This is a genomic window from Collinsella aerofaciens (genome assembly GCF_018785265.1).
Taxonomy (GTDB): Bacteria; Actinomycetota; Coriobacteriia; order Coriobacteriales; family Coriobacteriaceae; genus Collinsella; species Collinsella aerofaciens_AI.
The window spans coordinates 1-22,877 of record NZ_WQPK01000005.1; the positions used below are offsets into that span (position 1 = coordinate 1).

Genomic DNA, 22,877 nt, shown 5'->3' on the forward strand with positions numbered 1-22,877 from the left:
TCAACCGTATTCCAGATTCTAGGACGCCGGGCCGACTCGCTTCGGATGGGGCTCTACACCAACTTTCTCGACACTACCTTAGGCAGCATGTACCAGGGTAAATGATGACAAGTGTAGTGCTACCCAACTGGCAGAGATAACAAAAAGGCGATGCAGATGCACGTAGCATTCAGGCGGTTCGGACTCGGTGCCTTCACGCCATCGCAACGCTTTCAGATATAGTTCTCGTTCTCTTACTAAAGGAAACTTTAGTCTACGTCATCTTGTCGAGACAGAGGTGAAGCGAAGTGTTGTCGCGACGTATCTTATTCCAGGTGGCTCAGTATCAGCGTGAGAATCGCACCAAAGTGTACTTACGATTCTCGTGTCCCGCGGACAACATGAGCTGAGCATTGAGGTTCCACCCTTTGCTGCAACTACACGGGGTTGGACGGCAATGAATATGCCGGGCCGCATACCACGCGCAGCGGGGGTCCATGTCCCAGTATGTTGCCTACAGCAGCCTCGATGTCCACGCACACATCATCTCTGCCTTCGCGTTCAATCCATTTGCCGGAGAGTGCGAGGGTTGCCAGGCCGTAGAATTCGAGCCGAACAAATGAAATGCGGTATCAGCGCATAGGATTAAACTGACGATTGCTTTGCACTGAGAATACGCTTGGAAAGCCGCTATGGGTGGCGGCCCGGGTTAAATAGAGAAGCCCGTCCGATCACTTTCATGTGGCGAACGGTCGGGCTTCTTATTCCACTTGCCAATGCTCGGCTCATATTGGAAGAAAGCTACGCTAATGTTTGCGTGACACTCCTATTTTCTTCGAAGAAAGAGTCGGATAATGAAGAATAGAATTAAAAAAGGTGCCAGATATAACGCAAGTATAAAGGCTAATCCAACGAGACCTTGCAATAATGGCATAACTCCTCCTAGACACGAGATTTTGGTATTTGTTCCCATCTTATTCTGAATTGGACCAAATAGTTCCTAGCCACAAAACTACTCGTCAACTGGATCGCACCAATCTGCTGGCAAAACACAGCTTGATTCTTTATCGACATAGCACCAATCCGCAACAGGGCACTCGGCGATGTCGTAAAAATTGCATATATCAACTCCAAGACAACAAGGCTCAACGGGAGGATGTTCATTTGAACCAACAGGATGGATATGCTTCATAACAGCTCCTCACCTTAATCCAATTAGAGACTACGTTTGATCAATGCCACAGTGATCTACAACGCAGATGCTGCCGCCATCCATGTCATAGTCGCAGTAATCGTATGCACCACAGCCATCTGCTTTATCATAAACAGTACAGATGTCAGTAATGCCCAAGAGGCAGTCAAAAGACATCGGCTTCACGCCTGCCTCGTCGCCACTTCCTGGATTAATCGGATGAATATGCTTCACGACTACCTCCCTTTGAGTGCAGAAAAACCTCAATATTGTGTATAACAAACCAAGATGTCTAGTTCACCATATTTCTAGAATGGTTTCGGCGAATGTAGCAATAAGCTTCGCAGACGGTAATCAGAAGAACGAACACCTCCACAATGGTGACAGCAATGCGCTGAACCGCTTATTCCGATACAGTAGCTTCTCGTTGATTTTTCTCCTGCGAAGATGAGTGGCGGGAAATAAGGTCAAAAGCCATCTCGTAGCACATTTTTCTATATTCACATGATGCAGGGTGTAGACTCTTGGGCAAGTAGCCGTGCTCGTCTGCAGCCTCCCAGCTACAGCCCCCACCACAGAAAGACCGAGCCCAACAGTCCGTACAGTCAATTCTTTTTTCGACACCCTGACTCCAGTTTTCAATATACCTAGTTTCGTCAATTCCGGTGACGATGTTGCCCATTTTGAATCGCATCATCCCGACAAACCTGTGACAGGGGTATACGTCCCCTTCGGGAGTCACGGAAATAAAACGCCTGCCAGCCCCGCATCCGACAAAGGCGATCCTGTTGCTCATAATCAAATCAACTGCAGTTTTCAATGTTCTAAACAAGGGCTTTTCCCCTTGATCAATCTGTTTGAGATATTGATCCGCCAAATCTATTAGGCCCGCCCTGATTTTGTTTAATGAGTGTTCGTCGAGTTTGATATTCTCATCGAATGAGCTCACGGGCGAGAAGTAAATCCTTCTGAAGCCCATCTCTTTAAACTGAAGATAGTCTTCAACAAGGTTACAGTTATTATTTGTTAAGGTCGCTCTTGCGCCGAAGGGGAACGACTCGGAAAAACGACGAACGTTTTTGTCGATATCGGAGAAAGAGCCGCCTCCCGTCTTGTACGGGCGCGATGCATCGTGCTTGCATCCTGTACCATCGAGACTAATCAGAACAGAAAACCCGTGCTCCTTGAAAGAATTCACAGCAGTGTCATTCAAAAGCGTTCCGTTGGTCGTAATAGAATAGGTAAAGTTTCTATTGGGGTATATTCTTTTTGAATAGTCGACCGTTTTCCATATCAGCGGCTCGTTAATCATGGGTTCCCCACCAAAAAAGACGATCGCAAGCGTTTCGTTTTCCGATGAACTTGCGACGAGGTAGTCGACCGCCTTGAAGGCTATCTCGTCTGTCATCAGCAGAGGAGACGTTCCATAATCTCCTTTACCGGCAAAACAGTAACTACAACCAAGGTTGCATGCATGTGAAACGTGGAGTTCGATGGATCTAAGTTTTCGAGGCGTGTCTTTTGTTAAGAAAGTCCGCTCAGACAATCGTTGATACTCATCAATGTCGTCTTCAAGTTCTGCTATGGTCGTTTGGTCGTAGCCTTTCGCAGCAAGTGACTTTGTTAGCAACTTCGAGTTGACCGTTCTTCCCGATGCTTCAAATATGCGAAGCGCATCTTCTGATGCTTGGTCAACCTGAAAGCAATTGCGAGTGACCTCATCGAAGCAGTAACGACGATCACTTACTGAGAAAAAATGCATACGTTCCTCAATTTCATGCTGGACTGGCACTAACCTTGTTTATTGTTGCGCAGCTATAAAAAACCACCAGCGGGGATTCGGTGTGCGGCCCAATCGGACTCCCAAAAGGTTCTATTTGAGACTGGCAAGCTTTGTGTTGTTGGCACTTCGACAGCGCTCTTTATTCCAACATGGAGCCTCGCAGTTTGAGTCGACTTGCCTCTGGAAGGTCCGATCTTAACTTGATTTAGGATGAAAACAGATTACAGGCGCGCTCCTCTAGAAAGAAAGGAAACCAATCGCCGCCTTTCACCAGGAAAGTTTTTATAGCCCACCTCGAGCAAAATGAAAGATGCGAGAGCGATTGGGGAACAACGCGAATCTCCCCTTTTGGGTGGGAGCGAGCCTTCAGCCACCGGCGAACGACTCGCCCTGGTCAGAATCTGGAAGTGGTGCCGGGCCGCTTGGGCCTCCCCGGTGACTTCGTGGGGCTTACCTGCCTGACGTCGAGGAGTACATCCGCAAGATTCGTTCCCTATGCCGTTTGCTCTCACGCCCGCCTTAGTTCCAAGTCGGGCGAGCCGCCGCGCTCATGCGACCCGTGGCGGCGACACGTCGACGCCGCGCTCGCTGAGCACATCTTCGGTCGCGGGCGAGCACGAGGTCGCGCCGGCGCATCCGCTGGGACTGCTGTGCGTGCAAAACGGCTACGTGGTGAGCGTCCCGCGCTGGATTCAGCCGAGTGAGCAGGGTGTTGAGATTGGCGCGCTGGCCACTGGCGAGGGCGATATTACCGACGTCGGCGACGATGTCTCGGCCCGCCATGCCCATATCTGGTGCGATGCTCAAAATATCTGGCACGTCGAGGACTTGTCGTCCACCAACGGAACCGTGGTGGTAAACGGGGCCACGCGCGTCTGCATTCAGGTCGAACCCGGCCGTTCCGCCCAACTCAATCCCGGCGACGAGCTCAAGCTCGGCGAATCCACTACCTACGCCATTCTCTTCGGTGCCCTCTAGCCGGCAGATGGGGACGTTCCTTTTCTGCCGGCACTTGGGGACACTCCTTGGCGCACCAGAGCCGGTCGCCCAGGGATGGAGGGGCCATTTTGGCCCTTGGCAGTCACCCAAGGTAAACCTTTACCGCCCGCCTATATTTGCCGAAATTACACTTGACGGCGGGGTACAATAAGCCCGCATGCGGATTTCCGTTGCGGGCGCTTCCCATCGCCGGGGCGTGCCCGGGGGCATCCGGCATGCGGCCTTTGCGGCGCTCGGCCATGTGCAAGACGGGTAGCTGGGCCTGTGGAGCGCATTAACCGCCCCGCGCCTCGGCATGCCTTCTCTCCACGCCATGTACCTGCTGCTCAGTCTGCCTGCCAGATGATTGGAAGCAACAGCGAAAATCCCATCACGCCAACATCCCGGCGATCGCCGGGGCCTGTATACCTATATGAGAGGAGAGGGGTATATGGCGCGTAAGTTTAAGTCTATGGACGGCAACGAGGCGGCCGCATATGTTTCGTATGCGTACACCGAGGTAGCGGGAATCTATCCCATTACGCCGTCCAGCCCGATGGCCGACCATGTTGACCAGTGGGCGGCCCAGGGTCGCAAGAACATCTTCGGCACCCCGGTCAAGGTCGTCGAGATGGAGTCCGAGGCAGGTGCGGCCGGTACCGTTCACGGTTCGCTGGGCGCCGGTGCTCTGACCACCACCTACACGGCTTCTCAGGGTCTGCTCCTGATGATCCCGAACATGTACAAGATCGCGGGCGAGCAGCTCCCGGGCGTCTTCCACGTCTCCGCGCGTTGTGTCGCTTCCCACGCCCTGAACATTTTTGGCGATCACTCCGACGTCATGGCCTGTCGTCAGACCGGCTTCGCCATGCTCGCCGAGGGCAACGTCCAGGAGGTCATGGACCTCTCGCCGGTGGCTCACCTCGCCGCCATCGAGGGAAAGACCCCGTTCCTTAACTTCTTCGACGGCTTCCGCACCAGCCACGAGATCCAGAAGGTCGCCATGTGGGACTACAAGGATCTGGCCGAGATGTGCGACATGGACGCCGTCCAGGCTTTCCGCGACCACGCGCTCAACCCTGAGCACCCGCACACCCGCGGTAGCCACGAGAACGGCGATATCTTCTTCCAGAACCGTGAGGCCTGCAACAAGGTCTACGACGAGCTTCCCGCCGTCGTCGAGGGCTACATGAAGAAGATCAACGAGAAGCTCGGCACCGATTACGGCCTGTTCAACTACTACGGCGCTCCCGATGCCGATCGCGTCGTCGTGTGCATGGGCTCCTTCTGCGACGTGCTCGAGGAAGTCATCGACTACCTCAACGCTCACGGCGAGAAGGTCGGCCTGGTCAAGGTTCGTCTGTTCCGTCCGTTCTCCATCAAGCACTTCGTCGACGTTCTCCCCGAGACCGTCCAGAAGATCGCCGTCATGGACCGTACCAAGGAGCCGGGTTCCATCGGCGAGCCGCTCTACCAGGACGTCGTCTCCGCTCTCTACGAGGCCGGCAAGACGGGCATCAAGGTCGTCGGCGGCCGTTATGGCCTGGGCAGCAAGGACACGCCTCCCGCGTCCGCGTTCGCTGTCTTCGAGGAGCTCAAGAAGGACGAGCCCAAGCGCGAGTTCACCATCGGCATTGTCGATGACGTGACCAACCTGAGCCTGCCCGAGGCCGAGGATACGCCCAACACCGCAGCCCCCGGCACCATCGAGTGCAAGTTCTGGGGTCTGGGTGGCGACGGTACCGTCGGCGCCAACAAGAACTCGATTAAGATCATCGGCGACCACACCGACAAGTACGTCCAGGCCTACTTCCAGTACGACTCCAAGAAGACCGGCGGCGTCACCGTCTCGCACCTGCGCTTTGGTGATTCCCCGATTCGCTCGCCGTACTACGTGACCAAGGCCGACTTTGTCGCCTGCCATAACCCCAGCTACATCGTCAAGGGCTTCAAGATGGTCCGCGACGTCAAGCCGGGCGGCACCTTCCTGGTCAACTGCCAGTGGAGCGACGAGGAGTTCGCCGAGCACATGCCCGCCGTGGCCAAGCGCTACATCGCGAACAACAACGTCAACGTCTACCTGATCGACGCTATCGACCTGGCCGCTAAGGTCGGCATGGGCAAGCGCACCAACACGGTGCTCCAGTCCGCCTTCTTCGCGCTGGCCAAGGTCCTGCCCGCCGAGGACGCCCTGCAGTACATGAAGGACGCGGCTACCAAGTCCTACATGAAGAAGGGCCAGGCTATCGTCGACGCCAACCACAAGGCCATCGATGCCGGCGCTACCGCCTTCCGTAAGTTCGAGGTTCCGGCCGACTGGGCTACCGCCGAGGATGCCGCTCCCGTCGAGCTCTCCGAGGAGACCAAGTCCGCTATCGCCCAGCAGGTCAAGAACCTGCTCGAGCCCATCGATCGCATGGACGGCGACAGCCTGCCTGTTTCCGCCTTCGTCGATTGCGCCGACGGCCAGTTTGAGCTGGGCGCCTCCGCATACGAGAAGCGCGGCGTCGCCGTGGTCGTTCCCCACTGGGACGAGACCAAGTGCATCCAGTGCAACCAGTGCGCCTATGTGTGTCCGCATGCCACCATCCGTCCGTTCGCGATGACCGAGGACGAGGCTGCCGCCGCGCCCGAGGCTACCCGCACGCTTGACGCCATGGGCCCCAAGGCCAAGGGCATGAAGTTCACCATGGCCGTGTCCCCGCTCGACTGCATGGGCTGCACCAACTGCGTCAAGGTTTGCCCCAAGGGCGCCCTCGAGATGGTTCCCACCGAGCAGGAGATGGACCAGCAGCCCGTTTGGGACTACATGGTCGAGAACGTCTCCGAGAAGAAGGAGCTCATCGCGGCCAACGTCAAGGGCAGCCAGTTTAAGCAGCCCTACCTGGAGTTCTCCGGCTCCTGCGCCGGCTGCGCCGAGACCGCCTATGCACGTCTGGTGACCCAGGTCGCCGGCGACCGCATGTTCATTTCCAACGCCACCGGCTGCTCCTCCATTTGGGGCAACCCCGCTGCCACCGCTCCTTACTGCAAGGACAAAGACGGTCACGGCCCGGCGTGGAACAACTCCCTGTTCGAGGACAATGCCGAGCACGGTCTGGGCATGGCCGTCGGTTACGAGGCCGTCCAGCACAAGCTGATCGCCGCTACCCAGGACATCATCGCTGCCGATGGTCCGTCCGACGAGCTCAAGGCCGCCGGTCAGGCTTGGATCGACTCCGTCAACGACGCCGAGGCCTCTAAGACCGCTGCCGCCGCCTACGTTGCCGAGCTCGAGAAGTGCGGCTGCGACGCCTCCAAGGCGATCCTCGCCGACAAGGCTTACCTCACCAAGAAGTCCTTCTGGATCTTCGGCGGCGACGGTTGGGCCTACGACATCGGCTTCGGTGGCCTGGACCACGTCCTGGCTTCCGGCCACAACGTCAACGTCTTCGTCTTCGACACCGAGGTCTACTCCAACACCGGCGGTCAGGCCTCCAAGGCCTCGAACCTGGGCCAGGTCGCTCAGTTCGCCGCTGCCGGTAAGGTGACCAAGAAGAAGTCCCTGGCCGAGATCGCTATGAGCTATGGCTACGTCTACGTGGCGCAGGTCGCCATGGGCGCCAACCCGGCTCAGACCCTCAAGGCCATCCATGAGGCCGAGGCCTACGACGGCCCGTCCCTCATCATCGGCTACAGCCCCTGCGAGATGCACTCCATCAAGAAGGGCGGCATGCAGAACTGCCAGGCCGAGATGAAGAAGGCTGTCGAGTGCGGTTACTGGAACCTCTTCCGCTTCAACCCCGAGGCTGCTGCCGGTAAGAAGTTCTCGCTCGATTCCAAGGAGCCCGCGGGCGGCTATCAGGAGTTCCTGATGAACGAGGCCCGTTACGCTTCGCTGACGCGTTCCTTCCCCGAGCGCGCCGAGGAGCTCTTCAAGGAGAACGAGCAGGCCGCTATGGACCGCTACGCTCACCTGCTGAAGCTCAAGACGGTGTACAACGAGGCCTAGGTCTCCCACCGCAGGATCTGAGGGCTGACCTTCGCGGACGCCCTCGGACATGAAAGAACCCCCGCTGCGCACTACGTGCGGCGGGGGTTCTTTCGTCCTGCGGAGTGTCCGCGAAGGTTAGCCCTCAGATCCTGCTACGACTACGTCCTCGGATTGTGTGGGCGGATGAAGGACGTAGCTGGTCGGGTATTCCGTTCCCTTCGCTGTTTCGCGGCTTTGCCGCGAAACCTCGCGCCACTTTGGGGATGGATGGGGGACTTGGCTGTTGCCGCCTTTTCTGAGCCCTTCTTTATTCCTTATGCTGGATGAAAAGCCCCTTGTTTTTGCAGGGGTGCATACTCGACTTATAAGTGCATAGAATCTCGTATAGCGCGAGTAAGATATTGCGCTGTCCGTTTTGTGTTTAGCAGAGATGTAGTTTGCATAATCCAACATAATCCTCGCTTCATTTAAATAAAGTCGCACGTAAATTACGTAGATATGTCTAAGCTGGAGTTCTGTACGCTGAGCGGATAAAAACGACCGTTCACCGTTCCGCTATTTTCAAAATGAATAAAATGAGCGATAAAGAGAATATAAACCTTAATAAACTCGCGTATCGCACGGACGCGGGTTATTAATGGGTTGTAGGCCTTTTACAGAAAGGATTCCAGCAATGTCTAAGCCTCTTGGCAAGCCCGATCGTATTGTCGTCGCCCTTGGCGGCAACGCCCTCGGCAACAACCCCGTCGAGCAGATCGAGGCCGTGAGCAACACCGCTCACGCTCTCCTCGGTCTCATCGAGCAGGGCAATGAGATCATCATCACCCACGGCAACGGCCCGCAGGTCGGCATGATCCAGAACGCCTTCGCCGCTGCCCACGATGCCATCGGTACCCCCGAGATGCCGCTGCCCGAGTGCGGCGCCATGTCCCAGGGCTACATTGGTTATCACCTGCAGCAGGGCATCGGCCGCGAGATGCACAAGCGCTATAAGCGTTGGCACGCCGCCACCGTCGTCACCCAGATCGAGTGCGATCCGGATGATCCCGCGTTCAAGAACCCGACCAAGCCGATCGGCCCCTTCTACACCGAGGAGCAGGCCAAGGAGTTCATGGCCGAGGATCCCTCCAAGGTCTTCGTCGAGGATTCCGGCCGCGGCTGGCGTCGCGTCGTCGCTTCCCCCGATCCCAAGAAGATCGTCGAGGCTGACTCCATCCTCAACCTGCTCGACAACGAGTTCATCGTCATCGCCTGCGGTGGCGGCGGCATCCCCGTCGTCCGCGACTACGAGAACAAGGGCTGCTACAAGGGCGTTCCCGCCGTCATCGACAAGGACCTGGGCGGCGAGCTGCTGGCCGAGGACTGCGACGCCGACGTTCTGTTCCTGCTGACCGCCGTTGAGCATGTCGCCATCAACTTTGGCAAGCCCAACCAGGAGGAGCTCGAGGACATCACCGCCGACGAGGCCGAGCGCCTGGCCGACGAGGGTCAGTTCGGCAAGGGTTCCATGGAGCCCAAGGTCCGCGCTGCCATCAAGTTCGCACGTTCCCGCAAGGGCCGCACCTGCATCATCGGCGCCCTGGACAAGGCCGCCGAGACCATGGCTGGCCTCTCCGGTACCCGCATTCACGAGTAGTCTCTACTCTGTTGCCTCTCTCGTGGGTGCCAGGCAAAGCGCCCGCAAACTAGCCTCTCTTCATGAGCCCCGCAGTCCGCTCCGGCTGCGGGGCTTTTGCTATTCACCTAGTCATTGGGGACATTCTTAAACGACTAGTAGTAGGCCCACATGGCTTCGACTTCGTTGAGGACCTCTACGACGCCCCAGCGGCGGGCGCTGCGGCTGGCCGAGTTGGGGTCGTAGACGCCAATCTGATTGGCATCGTCGATGCCGTAGAGCACGATGTAGTGGCCTACGTTGGTAAACGTACCGGGGCGCACTGCGGCGATGACGGGCGCACCCGAGCGAAGTGCTTGGGTAATCGATTCGCGATCGTTATAGAGCTGTGTTCCGTTGAGCCCTAGCTGCCACGCACCGCCTGTCATAAACGACCACTCGGTGGCACCAGTGGGGGCGTAGTTGCCGGCTTCGGCCAGTGCGCATATATCGACCGGCGTCTTATCGGTGTGGCCGGTCTTAAAGATATAGACCATGGTGAGGCAAGTGGGACCGCAAGCGTTTTCGCGAATAGTGCCACCGGCATAGGGCAGCTCCGACCATGCGGGGTCAATTTGGTAGATGTGGGGCATGGCGCCGGCCTGCCATTGCGAGCGTGGGGTCGAGAACGCAAAGGAGTAACCGGGCGCGACGGGAGCTTTAAGCAGCTTGTCCTCGGCAGTGGGCTCAAGACCGGCTGATCCGTGGGAGATACAGGATCCCAAAAACACAAAGACGAGGCAGGCGGCAATGGAGCAAAGCGCAAGGCGTAGGCGGCGGGCCGGAAGCGCGTGGCTTGTGGTGTGCGACGCGGGGTGAGGGGCAGAATTGCCGCGATCGCGTTGAGGTCGCGAAAAGGAGCGCTTGACGTAGTAGTCGGTCTTACGGCGATCGTAGCGGCGTGGCTGCGATGTGTCGGTCTGGCGTTGGCGTGTGCTCGTACTCACGCGGTCTGACTGCTGCACGGTACGGCTTTGTTGCCGCGAAGAAGCCCCGAGCTGCTCTTGGGGGCGCTGCGGGTTGTCGTTGTCGGAGGTGCTTCTGGGCGTTGGCATGGTGCGGCCGGCAAGGCGCACGCTTTGTGGCCGTTGGTCGCCGTCATTGTATCCGTATGCCATTCGAATCACCTTGTCTCATGTGTAACTTGTCTATCCTACATAAAAAGATGCACGTCACATGGGCATGTGAGCCAAAAGCCTGACAAATGGTATGAACGTTGCCGCGCCGCGCGTCAAGCGTCACGGTAACAGGTCTTCAAAAGCAGACAAGATGAAAACGTCCAAGACGAATGACGTCTCCCGCCGTTCGTCCCAAAAACGGTGCCGCTCGTTTTGCAGTTCTGCCTTCGGTCGAGCTGCGAGCGGCGCTGCTGTGCCAAGGCCGTATCTTAAAGCCATGGAATAAAAGCGCGCGGCAAAACGGACCGCGCAAGGGGTGACGCCAAGGGGCGTCAAAAAGGAAAGGAGGGGAACAATGGCGGACAAGAATGCAGAAGTTGCAGTCGAGGATAACGGCGGCATGAAGAAAACGCTTTCGCTCTGGAACTTCTTCACCATCGGTTTCGGTGCCATCATCGGTACCGGTTGGGTTCTGCAGGTCGGCGACTGGATGGTCGTGGGCGGCGGTCCCGTTCCCGCTATGATCGCATTCCTCTTGGGTGCAATCTTCCTCGTGCCCGTCGGAGCTGTTTTCGGTGAGCTCACGGCTGCTATCCCCATCTCTGGCGGCATCGTCGAGTATGTCGATCGTAGCTTTGGCCGTACGCTGAGCTACATCACCGGATGGCTTTTGGCCCTGGGCAACGGCATCCTGTGCCCGTGGGAGGCCATTGCCATTTCGACCCTTGTGTCCGAGATGTTCGGTAGCCTGCCCGGTCTTGAGTGGCTGCGCGCCGTCAAGCTCTACACCATCCTGGGCGCCGACGTTTACCTGTTCCCGACGCTGATCGCGCTCGGCTTTGCAGTCTACGTCATCTTCCTCAATTTCCGCGGTGCCAGCTCGGCCGCCAAGCTCCAAGCCTTCCTGACCAAGGCCCTGCTCTGCGGCATGCTGCTCGCCATGGGTGTCTCGCTGTTCACCGGCTCGCCGAGCAACGCCATGCCTGTGTTCTCTCAGGTCGCCGGCGCTGGCGGCGGTAAGGCCGCCACCGAGGGCACCAGCCTGTTCGCCGGTATCGTGTCGGTCCTGGTACTGACCCCGTTCTTCTACGCCGGTTTCGACACCATTCCCCAGCAGGCTGAGGAAGCAGCCGAGGGCCTCAACTGGAACAAGTTCGGCAAGATCATCTCCCTGGCCCTGCTGGCCGCCGGCGGCTTCTACATGGTCTGCATCTACTCGTTCGGCACTATCCTCGACTGGCATGAGTTTGTTAAGAGCCCGGTTCCCGCGCTTGCCTGCCTCAAGGGTATCAACATGCTCCTGTACCTGGCCATGCTCGTCATCGCCACGCTTGGACCCATGGGCCCGATGAACTCCTTCTACGGCGCCACGAGCCGCATCATGCTCGCCATGGGTCGTAAAGGCCAGCTGCCCGAGAAATTCGCCGAGGTCGACCCCAAGTCCGGCGCTCCCAAGCTCGCCTGCGTCGTTCTGGGCGTCATCACCGTCGTCGGTCCGTTCCTGGGCAAGAACATGCTCATCCCCCTGACCAACGTGTCGGCTCTCGCCTTCATCTTCTCCTGCGGCATGGTCGCCCTCGCTTGCCTGCGCATGCGCTTCACCGAGCCCGACCTGCCTCGTCCCTACGAGGTGCCCGGTGGCAAGTTTGGCATCTCCCTCGCTATCGCTGCCTGCGCCATCATCATCGGCCTGCTTGTGATTCCGTTCTCTCCCGCCTCCCTCAACATGGTGGAGTGGAGCATCGTGATCGGTTGGTTGGCTATTGGCCTGGCCCTCATGGCTTTCACCAATTCCCGCAAAAAGTAACGCCGAGCCGGGGCGGATCAGGTGCGCGGGCCCCTCTCTTCCGCGCACCGAACCCGGCGCCACTTGGGTAGCTTTGTGAGGCCTTAACCCAACACGGCCTCGCCCACTATATGGATCCATAAGGAGGAACCATGTCCACTAAGTATGCAATCGTTGGCGGCAAGCTCATCGACGGTACCGGTGCCGAGCCGGTCGAGAACTCCCTCGTTCTCGTCGACGACAACGGCAAGATCGAGTACGCCGGCGCCATGCAGGACCTTCCCGAGGGCGTTGAGGTCATCGACGCCGCCGGCAAGACCGTCCTTCCCGGCCTGATCGACACCCACCTGCACTTCTCGGGCAACCTGACCGACGATGATACCGATTGGGTCATGCAGCCGCTCCTCGAGAAGCAGGCCGTCGCCGTGAAGCAGGCCTACGACTGCCTCACCCACGGCCTCACCACCGTCTGCGAGATCGGCCGCTTTGGTATCCAGATCCGTGACTGCATCGACAAGGGCGTCTTCAAGGGCCCGCGCGTTCTGGCCACCGGCCTTGGCTTCTGCCGCGTTGCCGGCCACGGCGACTCCCACCACTGCAGCCAGGAGCTCAACAAGGAATCGCACCCCTGGGGCGATCAGGTCGACGGTCCTTGGGATCTGCGCAAGGCCGTCCGTCGTCGCCTGCGCGAGAACCCCGATGCCATCAAGATCTGGGCTACCGGTGGCGGCATCTGGCGCTGGGACTCCGGCCGCGACCAGCACTACTGCTCCGAGGAGATTCAGGCCGTGGTCGAAGAGGCCAAGATGGTCGGCATCCCCGTGTGGAGCCACTGCTACAACAACCACGCCGCTGCCTACGATTCCGTTCGCTTTGGCTGCGAGCAGCTGATTCACGGCTTCGATATCGATGAGCGTACCATGGACCTCATGGCCGAGCAGGGCACCTTCTTCACCCCGACGATCGCCTTCCTGCCCACCTGGTACGCCACCTATCCGCCCGTCTACGTCCCCGAGCTGCACGACAAGTACGAGGGCACCCTGGTCGAGAAGGAGCTGCAGCGCAACTACGACTGCCTGCGCGAGGCCAAGAAGCGCGGCGTCGTCATGACGATCGGCTCCGACTCCTTCTCCTTCGTCACCCCGTACGGCACCTGCTCCATCGAGGAGATGTACGAGTTCGTCGACAAGATCGGCTTCACCCCGGTCGAGACCATCACCTGTGCCACCCTCAACGGTGCCAAGATGTGCCACATCGAGGACGAGACCGGTTCCATCGAGGCCGGCAAGTGCGCCGACCTGCTGGTCGTCAACGGTGACGTCGCCGCCGACATCCACGTGCTCAACACCGACAACATGGACGTCATCATGAAGGACGGCTGGATTGTCGAGGGCGGCACCTTCGGCGAGGCAAACAAGTACAGCGCCTAAGCTACCGTTCATCGATGGCTTGATGTAAAACACAGTATTTGATGCATAATGCAATGGAGAGGGTCGCTTGCGGCCCTCTTTATTGCTATGGGGTGCGTCAGTAAGAAGGAGATGACGGTGGATCTCAATAGGCTGATTCTGGGCAAGAGCTACAACTCTACCAAGGTCTTTCGTACCGCTCAGCATGTGGTTCAAGCCATCTTGCTCGGTATTGTCGTTCCGCTGCTTATCCTGCTGCTCATCTGGGATCTAACCGATAATCCCAATCCCGTTCCGGCCGTTGTTGTCATTGCCGGCTTGGTCATGCTGTGCTTCTTCTTCTCGTACGTCTTTGTCGTTCCCGACGACCTCACATCGAGCGCAACCGACCGCACGCTCGCCATCGCTTCAAAAATATTCGCCTACACGTCGCGCGGCCTTACGCCCGAAGCTGCCCTGGGCGCCTCTAAGATCATCCTGTCCGAAACGATCGCCTCTGCCATCTGCTTTACCGACGGCAAGCAGGTGTTGGCAAGCTGGGGCGAGGACTCGGCAAAATGCCCCGCGGGCACCCCGGTGGTGCTGCGGACTACGCTCAACGTGATCAACAGCGGTGAGCAAAGCGTGTTCTCGCGCGATGCCTCGACCGAGACAGGTGGCTACTTTCCGCGCCTGCGCGCCGGTATTGTCGCACCGCTTACCGTGCGCGGGCATTGCGTGGGCACGCTCGAGCTGTATTATCCCCGTCTGAGCAGCATCGATATGCGCCAGACGGCGCTTGCCTCGGGCTTTGCCGACCTCATTTCCACGCAGCTTGCGAGCTTTGAGCTCGAGCGCCAGGACGAGCTTACGGCCCGCGTGGAGCTGCGCGCCTTGCAATCGCAGGTCGATCCTCATTTTCTGTTTAACACCATCAGCACCATCGTGTCGCTCGTTCGAACCGAGCCCGACAAGGCGCGATCGCTGCTGATCGACTTCTCCAACTACTACCGTCAGACGCTTTCTGATTCCGATACCCTCACAACGCTCGAGCACGAGGTGGAACAGGGCACTCGCTATATCAATCTTATGCAGGCTCGTTATGGCGACGGCTGTCTGCGCGTCTCGGTCGATATCGACTTTGAGGTGCGCGATTGCATGGTGCCGCCGTTTATCTTGCAGCCGTTGCTCGAAAACTGCATCAAGCACGCGCAGCGCGAGACCGAGCCGCTTTCTATTCATGTTAGGGCTTTCGAGACCGATGACGGTTTGGAGATCATCGTCGAGGACGACGGCATCGGTATGAGCGAAGAAGTCTGCGCGCATCTGTTTGAGCAACATCGCCTGGAGGAGCCCGAGAGCATTACCGCCGACGGCTCCGTCAAGCGAGGTTGCGGCCTGGCGCTCTTCAACGTGCTTCAGCGCATCCATTTCTTTTACGGAGAAGATTCCGGCATGCGCGTGAAGTCCCAGGAGGGCGTGGGAACGCAGGTCATCGTCGAGCTGAACGGCGAGCCGCATGAGCCGGCGCCGTTGACGGCGTAGCACGCGGTTGGATTGAGAGAAAAAGAGGGGAAGCACATATGTCCGAAGGCTGGAACATCTTGGTGGTTGATGACGAACCTCCCATTAGGGCTGAGCTACGCTATCTGTTGGAAAAGGATACGCGTGTGGGCCAGATTGCCGAGGCGGGCAATGTCACCGAGGCCGTGGAGTCGATTCTCTCGAACAAGCCCAACGTGTTGTTTTTGGACATCACGATGCCCGGCCGCTCGGGAATTGAGCTTGCCGAGACGCTGCAGAACCTAAAGACGCCGCCGGTGGTTGTGTTTGTGACGGCGTTTGCCGAGTTTGCCGCCGATGCGTATAACCTCGATGCGGTCGACTATGTCGTCAAGCCGGTCGAGGACGCACGCCTGTCAAAGGCACTCGACAAGATCGAGACAGCCTTGGGTGCCCGTCGTGTTATCCACGCTCCGCGCCAGCCTTTGCGTCTGACGGTGGACCGCGGGGGCAAAAAGGTGTTCATTCCCGCCGCAGACGTCTGCTACTTTGAGGCGCGCGCCGATTTTTGCAATGCCATCTGCGCCGAGGGAACGTACCTGATCAATGAGTCGATCTCTTCGCTCGAGCGTCGCTTGGTCTCCGAGGGCTTTATTCGCGTTCATCGCAGCTATCTGGTCAATTTGGAAGACGTGCACAATGTTGAGATTGGCTCCACGGGGTTGATGGAGCTCAGGCTTGACCGCGTGAGCTCGACGGTGCCGGTGTCCCGTCGTCGTGCCGCCGAGGTCAAGTCGCACCTGGGGCTTGCGTAAGAGGCTTGCGTGCCGTCGTTTGCCATCGCAGGTTTGGCATGGGCGCGCGGTGGGCATAATGGGTGGCATCGAATGAAATCGAAAGGATCATTATGCCCGCGCTTATCACCCATCATCTGTTTGGCGAGGAAAGCATCGACCGTCTTCCGCAGGGCGTCATCACGTCCGATGAAGAGCGCATTGCCTTTATCTTGGGCAACCAAGGCCCCGACCCGTTCTTCTTTCACATTCTGACACCGCGTGTTTCCGACTGCATGCTGCTGGCGCAGGTCATGCATCGGTCGCGCATGTCTCGCCAGTTCGCGTGCCTGCGCGACGGCGTGTCGCATCTGCTGCCGCGCGATGCCAGCTTGGGTCGCGCCTTTGCGCTGGGCCTGCTGTCTCATTACGTGCTCGACCGCAACGCCCACCCCTTTGTCTATGAGCAGCAGTTTGGCATCGTGGAGTCCGATTCAGAGCTTGAGGATTCGAGCAGTCAGGTCCATGCTGTGATCGAGAGCGACCTGGATGTACTGATGCTGCAGCTTAAACGCGATGGCGCTACGGTCGACGATTACCCGCCGGCGGGCGAGATCGTCACCACCGATCGCATCAATCGCGTGGCCGGCGTGCTGATGAGCTATGTTGCCGGACGCGTGTATGGCATTGACATTCCGGCGGGGGAGTACGGTGCTGCCGTTGCCAATATGCAGCGACTTTACCGCGCGATTGAGCCGGCCGGCTCCGCAAAGACGCGCGCGATCTCGCTGGTTGAGGGCTTGGTGCACGACTACTCGCTGCTCGACGGCCTTGCCCATCGCGTGACGACGGAGCTGCCCGAGCGCACCGGTAACCTGGGCCATCTGACATGGAAGAATCCCTTTACCGACGAGGTCTCGAACGAGAGTTTCCCCGAGGTCTTTGATCGCGCGCTGGTCGATTACGAGTGCACGGTCGCACGTTTTATCGAGACCGGTGACATGGATGCCGTGACCAGTCACGTCAACTACAGCGGTCGCGTGCTCAATGCCGATGAGGAGTTCGACCGCGAGGAATAGGGCTCGTGCGTGCCCCTTTGCCGAATCCTTACCGGTGCTTCTGGACAATTGGGGTACGATGAACTAACTGCATATCGGGCAAATACGAAGGGTCCCTGTCCATGAAATACACCAAGCTCGAGCGTAACTGGGTTATGTACGATGTGGGCAATTCGGCCCTCGTGCTGCTCAATACCTCGGTGGTGCCCATTTACTTTAACGCCATCAATACCGGCGCTTCCTCGGCCGACCTGGTGGTCGCTTGGGGCAATGCGCAGACGATCGCCTCGCTGGTCATCGCCATGCTCATGCCCATTCTGGGCGCGCTTGCCGACTACGCCGGCAACAAGATCAAGTTCTTCTTGGGCTTCTTCCTCACGGGCCTGGTGCTTTGCCTGGCGCAGGCTATCCCAATGTCCGCCATGGCATTTTTGACCGTGTACGTGCTGTGCACCATCGGCCTTAACTCTTCTATGACGTTCTACGACGCCATGCTGCCCGACATTACCACCGACGAGCGCATGGACGCCGTGTCCAGCTCGGGCTATGCCTGGGGCTATATCGGTTCCACCGTGCCGTTCGTCATCTGCCTGGCGCTCATCATGGGTGGCCCCGCACTTGGCGTCCCTACCATGCTGGCAACGCGTCTGTCGTTTATCATCACTGGCGCCTGGTGGCTCATCTTTACTCTGCCGCTCATTCGCACCTATAAGCAAAAGTACGGTCGCGAGCGCGGTCCCGAGGACACCATCGGCCACATCGTGGGCGGTGTGTTCTCCGAGGTCGGACACACCATGCGCGAGATCGCCCACAACAAGACCGTGCTGGTCTACATGATCGCGTTCTTCTTCTACATTGACGGTGTGCACACGGTCATTTCCATGGCAACCAGCTACGGATCGGCTTTGGGCATTGACTCGACCCAACTGGTGCTGGCTCTGCTCGTTACGCAGTTTGTGGCCTTCCCGTCCGCCATCATCTACGGCAAGCTCGCCGGACGCGTGGGCACGCTCAACATGATCCTGGTGGCGGTCGCCGCCTACATGGGCATTGTGCTGTTCGCCGCATTCTTCCTAAAGACCGCCTTTGAATTCTGGGTGCTTGCCATTATGGTCGGCCTGTTCCAGGGCGGCGTGCAGGCCCTCAGCCGTAGCTACTTTGGTCGCATTATCCCCAAGGAAAAGTCCAACGAGTACTACGGCTTCTTTGACATCTTCGGTCGCTATGCAAGCGTCATGGGCACCTTCCTAGTGTCGGTCGTCACCTCGCTGACCGGCAACCCGTCGCTGGGCGTCCTTTCCATTGGTGTGCTGCTGATCGTTGGCTTTATGCTGCTGGTCCGCCTGTCCCGCATGACTCGGGCGGCAGAGCATGCCGCATAGGAGCGAGAGGCTATTGTGCCTGTCCACGGTACTCTTTTGGGGTTATCCGCAATAAACATTGCGACTTGCGAGCAATGATTTGCCCAAGTGGGTATGATGGAATCAGCTAGGTCGCGGGGCGTCGCCTGTGTTTGGCGGCGTCCCGTTTTTGTGTTGCAGGGAGGGTAAGGCATGAACGCCACGGTCGTGATTCCAACGTATTGGGCGGGCGATGACGCTTGCGCAAACGCCCCTGGCACCTATGACCATTCGACGCGACTCAACGCCGACAATCCCGAACTCGACCGCTGCCTGGCCTCGCTTGAGCAGGTACGTGACATCCCGCGCATTATCCTTTTGGTGGTCTGTCCCGTTTCTGCCACAGCCGATGTGTCGCCGCGCGTGCGCGAGATTGTCGACGCGCATCCCACGCTCAAGGTCACCGTTGTCACCAACACCCAGGCCTCGCGCATCGCAGACCGGGTTGCTCAGATCGCGCCCAAGGGTTCGGGCGAGTGCGTGAGCCTGCGAGGCTACGGTGCCATCCGCAACATGGGGCTAGCCTGCGCCGCTGTGCTGGGGCATGACGCGGTTATCTTTTTGGATGACGATGAGACTGTCATCGACGCCGACTTTATGAAGCGCGCGACCTATGCGTTGGGGCAGCAGACGCGTCAGGGCTTGCCGATCTTGGTCAAGAGCGGTTATTTCTACGATCGCGACGGCTCGCCGCTGGCTCCCACGGACAAGGCGGGCATCTGCCATCGTTGGTGGACCAAGCGCATCGAGTTCAACCGTTGGATGAAAAAGGCGCTCTCGGGCACCCGCATCTCGCGCTCCAACTACGTGTGCGGCGGCCTAATGGCCCTGCACGCCCGCGCCTTTACGCGTGTGGCCTTTGACCCGTTTATCACCCGCGGCGAGGACTTGGATTACCTCTTTAACATGCGCATGTTTGGCTACGACGTGTGGTTCGATAACGAGTGGACCGTGCGCCATCTGCCTCCGGAGTCTGAAAAGCGCTCACCGCGCTTTATGCAGGATGTATACCGTTGGTACTACGAACGGGCCAAGTTGACATTCGCCGCGCATCAAAAGGAGCTCATTCCCGTTACGGCGGCATCACTCATGCCCTACCCGGGCCCGTGGATTTCGCGCGAGCTCGACGACCGCGTGCGCAAGACCGCTATGGTCCGCAGCGTGTTTACCCGCGAGCATGAGGGCTACCTGCGCATTTGGCGCCATGGTATCGGCGAGGCAAAGGCCTATGCGCGCCAAAACGCTGCAAGCTACCTGCGTTTCCAGAGCTTTTGGCCCAAGATCATGGACGGGCTTTGGCGTGACGCACAACTGATCAGTATCCTGGAGGGGGCCGAATGATCGACCGCCGCGCCCAGCGCGATAGTTCAATATCAATCTTTCGTATCATTGCCGTTGCCTGCGCCATTTGCGTGCTGGTGTACTTTATTTTTGCCTTGGTGACCGGTATCGAGCCGATCGCCACGGTGATTGCCTGCGCGCTGCTGTGCATCTTTCTGTGCATCTTTATCTTTTTGACGCTCAATCCCGATTCGGTGCGCTCCCAGTACACCGAGGAGACGCTCTCGGTGGCCTCGGCCATGCTCGAGGACATTAAGGGCGGTCTGACGCAGGAGTCGGCGCGTTTGGTGTGCCGGCGCATTTTGCCCGAGACGCGCGCCATGACGGTGGCCATCACCGACGAGGGCAACGTGCTTGCCTGCGCGGGAGAGTTTGAGGAAAAACTACTGCCAGATTCTCCCATCCACACGCTTGCCACACGCTACGTTATCGAACATGGCATCGTGCAGTCGTTCAACCGTATGGTGGATGTCGTGGGCTCGGACGGCTCGCACAACCAAGTTCCCGCCGGCATTATCGCCCCCATCAAGGTGGGCGATCGTACCGTCGGCACGCTCAAGTTCTACTACAAGACCCCGCGCGCCGTCGACCGTACCCAGTACGCGCTTGCCTCGGGCTTTGCCGAGATCTTGTCCACGCAGCTCGCCATCCACGAGCTCGAGGTGCAAAAGGAACTCACGGCGCGCGCCGAGGTGCGTGCGCTGCAGGCGCAGATTAACCCGCACTTCCTGTTCAACACGCTGAACACCATTGCATCGTTTACGCGCACCGACCCGCTGCGCGCCCGCGAGCTGCTGCGCGAGTTCTCCTCGTTCTATCGCGCCACGCTCGACAACTCGGGGTCGCTTATCCCGGTCTCGCGCGAGGTCGCACAGACCAAGCGCTACCTGACGTTTGAGAAGGCGCGCTTTGGCGAGGACCGCGTACTGGCGACCTTCGATGTCTCCGAGGATGTCGAGGACACGTTGGTCCCGGCCTTTGTAATCCAGCCCATTGTCGAGAACGCCGTGCGGCATGGCATGGGCGATGGCGATGCCCTGCAGATCGATGTGACCGTCCATCAAGACGGCGACGACGCAATCCTGATTGCCGTGGCCGACAACGGCGTGGGCATGGACGAGGGCACCGCCGCCAGGCTGTTTGATGAGCGCTCCGCCCGCCCCGATGCCAGTTCCCCGCAAGGCGGCGGCGCCGGCGTGGCCATGCACAATATTTCTGAGCGCATCCATCGCTTTTATGGACCGCACTCTTATACGCGCGTCGAATCGGCGCCGGGCAAGGGCACCAAAGTGCTCCTGCATCTTGATTTGTCAGAGAGCATCTTTGACATTCAAGAGTAAAATAGAAGGCTATGGGCTCAACGCCAAGCGGCGGATGCCCAGTCTAGTTTGTTGACGAAAGGTTTAATCCCTATGCTGCGTGCGATGATTGTGGATGATGAGGCCCCGGCCCGTTCGGAACTTCGCTTCTTGCTCGAGCAGACGGGCAAGATCGGCACGATCACTGAGGCGTCGAGCGTCCGCTCCGCCATTGAGATGCTGATGGAAAGCCGCGTCGATGTCGTCTTTCTCGATATCTCGATGCCCGGCGCTTCTGGTCTGCAGCTTGCCGAGGCGCTACATAAGCTTAAGAATCCGCCGGCGATTGTGTTTGTGACCGCGTATAGCGATCATGCCGTCGAGGCGTTCGACGTAGATGCCGTCGATTACCTAATGAAGCCGGTTGAGGAGGCGCGACTGGATCGCGCGATCGAGAAGGTCATGCAGCACGCCAAGCCCGTCACGGACAGCAAAGCCACCATCGAGCGCATTCCGGTGGAAAAGGGCGGCCGTAAGGTCCTCATCCCCGTGGATGACATTCGCTTCATCATGGCCAAGGACGATTACTCCTGTATCTATACCGTCGATGATCGTTTTCTATCGACGACTTCGCTGGCGCAGTTCGAGGCCAAGCTTTGCGACTTTGGCTTCTTTCGCGTTCATCGCCGCTATATCGTCAACTTGGCGTGCGTCACAGATGTCGAGACAGTGCCCTCGGGCGCTATCCAACTGGGCATTACGGGCGTCGACGAACGCGTGCCGGTCTCGCGCCGCCGCGTTGTGCCGCTCAAGAAGGCCCTGAGCCTCTAGCACACTGGCCCCGCAGCCCTGTAGACCAATTGTCTGCGGAGCCGTGGGGCTTTTTGTATATACGTCGAATCGGTTTTGCAGAAGGGATCCCATGAACAGTGCAAGCGCCAAGCGCATCGACATCATCTCGGACACGCACGGCTATCTTTCGCCCGCGCTTCTGGACGAGCTCAAGGGCGCAGATCTGATCATCCATGCCGGAGACCTCACCTCAGAGATGGATTACGAGCATCTATGCACCATCGCCCCCGTGCGAGCGGTCCTAGGAAACAACGACTACTACCGCGACTACGGCCCGGATGTAGACCGTCTGGCCCTCTTCACCTACGAAGGACTCAAATTCGCCGTAGCCCACTACCGCGAAGACCTTCCGGTGGGATCCGTAGACGTAGCCATCAACGGTCATACCCACGTAACCAAAGAGGCCCAAGTAGGCCGCTGCCTGGTCCTCAACCCCGGCAGCGCCAGCTACCCCAGAGGCACCAGAGGCCCCACCATGGCCAGAATGCTCGTCAAGGACGGCAAGATCCTGAGCACCAATTTTATTGACTTGGAGTAGGTGCAACAAAAACGGGGGATGCAGATCGCATCTCCCGTTTTTCTTTGAGCCAAAGGCCGAAGTTCAACAACAACCATCAGACAACCCCGCCGAGGAGCACGCGGGCTAGCCGCGCAGCGGCGCACGCCCGCAAAACTGGTTGAACATAGTGACGGCAGGGAGGGCCTCCGGGGCCGGCTGGCGCGGGCTAAGTTTGTCGCGAGTTCCGCACGCAAAGGAAAGCACTTAATGTGCTTTCCGTCTTGCGCAGGACTGTAGAGCAG

Annotated in this window: 17 protein-coding genes; 13 read left to right on the top strand and 4 right to left on the bottom strand. The window is 58.6% G+C overall.

The features are described 5' to 3' along the window. Positions 1–991: 991 nt before the first annotated feature. The 3 genes from GPK42_RS00805 to GPK42_RS00815 form a co-directional block, all read right to left on the bottom strand. Complete coding sequence (locus GPK42_RS00805; protein WP_147324165.1) at positions 992–1,171, bottom strand: hypothetical protein; 180 nt, start codon at positions 1,169–1,171, stop codon at positions 992–994. Between the two features lie 30 nt (positions 1,172–1,201). Then, the gene (locus GPK42_RS00810; protein WP_124785779.1) at positions 1,202–1,405 is read right to left on the bottom strand and encodes a hypothetical protein; all 204 of its coding nucleotides are present in this window, start codon (positions 1,403–1,405) and stop codon (positions 1,202–1,204) included. A gap of 169 nt (positions 1,406–1,574) precedes the next feature. Beyond that, on the bottom strand, positions 1,575–2,933 hold the full coding sequence (locus tag GPK42_RS00815; protein ID WP_082421808.1) for a radical SAM/SPASM domain-containing protein: 1,359 nt from the start codon (positions 2,931–2,933) through the stop codon (positions 1,575–1,577). A gap of 516 nt (positions 2,934–3,449) precedes the next feature. Between GPK42_RS00815 and GPK42_RS00820 the strand changes: the two genes are divergently transcribed. The 3 genes from GPK42_RS00820 (at position 3,450) to arcC (ending at position 9,541) form a co-directional block, all read left to right on the top strand. After that, positions 3,450–3,932, top strand: coding sequence for an FHA domain-containing protein (locus GPK42_RS00820; protein WP_215692837.1), 483 nt, complete (start codon positions 3,450–3,452; stop codon positions 3,930–3,932). Between the two features lie 451 nt (positions 3,933–4,383). Next, positions 4,384–7,923, top strand: a complete 3,540-nt coding sequence (gene nifJ, locus GPK42_RS00825) for a pyruvate:ferredoxin (flavodoxin) oxidoreductase (protein ID WP_215692839.1) — start codon at positions 4,384–4,386, stop codon at positions 7,921–7,923. Between the two features lie 655 nt (positions 7,924–8,578). Beyond that, complete coding sequence (gene arcC, locus GPK42_RS00830; protein WP_055310076.1) at positions 8,579–9,541, top strand: carbamate kinase; 963 nt, start codon at positions 8,579–8,581, stop codon at positions 9,539–9,541. A 134-nt stretch (positions 9,542–9,675) separates the two neighbouring features. Here arcC and GPK42_RS09970 read toward each other — a convergent pair whose 3' ends face one another. Beyond that, positions 9,676–10,677: a C39 family peptidase gene (locus tag GPK42_RS09970; protein WP_252200007.1), complete on the bottom strand. Its 1,002-nt coding sequence runs from the start codon at positions 10,675–10,677 to the stop codon at positions 9,676–9,678. 355 nt (positions 10,678–11,032) lie between these two features. On the opposite strand from GPK42_RS09970, the gene GPK42_RS00840 reads away from it, so the two are divergent. From GPK42_RS00840 to GPK42_RS00885, 10 genes are all read left to right on the top strand, one after another. Then, positions 11,033–12,484 (top strand): APC family permease, encoded by a 1,452-nt coding sequence (locus GPK42_RS00840; protein ID WP_195568635.1) that lies wholly within the window; start codon positions 11,033–11,035, stop codon positions 12,482–12,484. A gap of 131 nt (positions 12,485–12,615) precedes the next feature. Then, positions 12,616–13,893 (top strand): metal-dependent hydrolase family protein, encoded by a 1,278-nt coding sequence (locus GPK42_RS00845; protein WP_055285286.1) that lies wholly within the window; start codon positions 12,616–12,618, stop codon positions 13,891–13,893. Between the two features lie 111 nt (positions 13,894–14,004). Then, positions 14,005–15,396 carry a sensor histidine kinase gene (locus GPK42_RS00850; RefSeq protein ID WP_252200008.1) on the top strand — a complete coding sequence of 464 codons (1,392 nt, stop codon included), beginning with the start codon at positions 14,005–14,007 and terminating at the stop codon, positions 15,394–15,396. 38 nt (positions 15,397–15,434) lie between these two features. Next, positions 15,435–16,169, top strand: coding sequence for a LytR/AlgR family response regulator transcription factor (locus GPK42_RS00855; RefSeq protein ID WP_215692843.1), 735 nt, complete (start codon positions 15,435–15,437; stop codon positions 16,167–16,169). A gap of 92 nt (positions 16,170–16,261) precedes the next feature. Beyond that, a complete protein-coding gene (locus tag GPK42_RS00860) occupies positions 16,262–17,206 on the top strand; it encodes a zinc dependent phospholipase C family protein (protein ID WP_215692845.1) in 945 nt (314 codons plus the stop codon). Between the two features lie 101 nt (positions 17,207–17,307). Further along, positions 17,308–18,567, top strand: coding sequence for an MFS transporter (locus tag GPK42_RS00865; RefSeq protein ID WP_006235159.1), 1,260 nt, complete (start codon positions 17,308–17,310; stop codon positions 18,565–18,567). Positions 18,568–18,738: 171 nt separating this feature from the next. After that, a complete protein-coding gene (locus tag GPK42_RS00870) occupies positions 18,739–19,926 on the top strand; it encodes a glycosyltransferase (RefSeq protein WP_215692847.1) in 1,188 nt (395 codons plus the stop codon). After that, positions 19,923–21,266, top strand: coding sequence for a histidine kinase (locus GPK42_RS00875; RefSeq protein ID WP_215692849.1), 1,344 nt, complete (start codon positions 19,923–19,925; stop codon positions 21,264–21,266). Before GPK42_RS00870 ends, GPK42_RS00875 begins: the two co-directional genes overlap by 4 nt. 72 nt (positions 21,267–21,338) lie before the next feature. Continuing rightward, complete coding sequence (locus GPK42_RS00880) at positions 21,339–22,055, top strand: LytR/AlgR family response regulator transcription factor (RefSeq protein WP_118238181.1); 717 nt, start codon at positions 21,339–21,341, stop codon at positions 22,053–22,055. A gap of 91 nt (positions 22,056–22,146) precedes the next feature. After that, on the top strand, positions 22,147–22,614 hold the full coding sequence (locus GPK42_RS00885; protein WP_215692851.1) for a YfcE family phosphodiesterase: 468 nt from the start codon (positions 22,147–22,149) through the stop codon (positions 22,612–22,614). Positions 22,615–22,877 lie beyond the last annotated feature (263 nt).

Bases quoted from the DNA above. Each gene is read 5' to 3' on its own strand.
- GPK42_RS00805 (WP_147324165.1), bottom strand. From the start codon at position 1,171: ATGAAGCATATCCATCCTGTTGGTTCAAATGAACATCCTCCCGTTGAG.
- GPK42_RS00815 (WP_082421808.1), bottom strand. From the start codon at position 2,933: ATGCATTTTTTCTCAGTAAGTGATCGTCGTTACTGCTTCGATGAGGTC.
- GPK42_RS00820 (WP_215692837.1), top strand. From the start codon at position 3,450: ATGCCGTTTGCTCTCACGCCCGCCTTAGTTCCAAGTCGGGCGAGCCGC.
- nifJ (WP_215692839.1), top strand. From the start codon at position 4,384: ATGGCGCGTAAGTTTAAGTCTATGGACGGCAACGAGGCGGCCGCATAT.
- arcC (WP_055310076.1), top strand. From the start codon at position 8,579: ATGTCTAAGCCTCTTGGCAAGCCCGATCGTATTGTCGTCGCCCTTGGC.
- GPK42_RS09970 (WP_252200007.1), bottom strand. From the start codon at position 10,677: ATGGCATACGGATACAATGACGGCGACCAACGGCCACAAAGCGTGCGC.
- GPK42_RS00840 (WP_195568635.1), top strand. From the start codon at position 11,033: ATGGCGGACAAGAATGCAGAAGTTGCAGTCGAGGATAACGGCGGCATG.
- GPK42_RS00845 (WP_055285286.1), top strand. From the start codon at position 12,616: ATGTCCACTAAGTATGCAATCGTTGGCGGCAAGCTCATCGACGGTACC.
- GPK42_RS00850 (WP_252200008.1), top strand. From the start codon at position 14,005: ATGACGGTGGATCTCAATAGGCTGATTCTGGGCAAGAGCTACAACTCT.
- GPK42_RS00855 (WP_215692843.1), top strand. From the start codon at position 15,435: ATGTCCGAAGGCTGGAACATCTTGGTGGTTGATGACGAACCTCCCATT.
- GPK42_RS00860 (WP_215692845.1), top strand. From the start codon at position 16,262: ATGCCCGCGCTTATCACCCATCATCTGTTTGGCGAGGAAAGCATCGAC.
- GPK42_RS00865 (WP_006235159.1), top strand. From the start codon at position 17,308: ATGAAATACACCAAGCTCGAGCGTAACTGGGTTATGTACGATGTGGGC.
- GPK42_RS00870 (WP_215692847.1), top strand. From the start codon at position 18,739: ATGAACGCCACGGTCGTGATTCCAACGTATTGGGCGGGCGATGACGCT.
- GPK42_RS00875 (WP_215692849.1), top strand. From the start codon at position 19,923: ATGATCGACCGCCGCGCCCAGCGCGATAGTTCAATATCAATCTTTCGT.
- GPK42_RS00880 (WP_118238181.1), top strand. From the start codon at position 21,339: ATGCTGCGTGCGATGATTGTGGATGATGAGGCCCCGGCCCGTTCGGAA.
- GPK42_RS00885 (WP_215692851.1), top strand. From the start codon at position 22,147: ATGAACAGTGCAAGCGCCAAGCGCATCGACATCATCTCGGACACGCAC.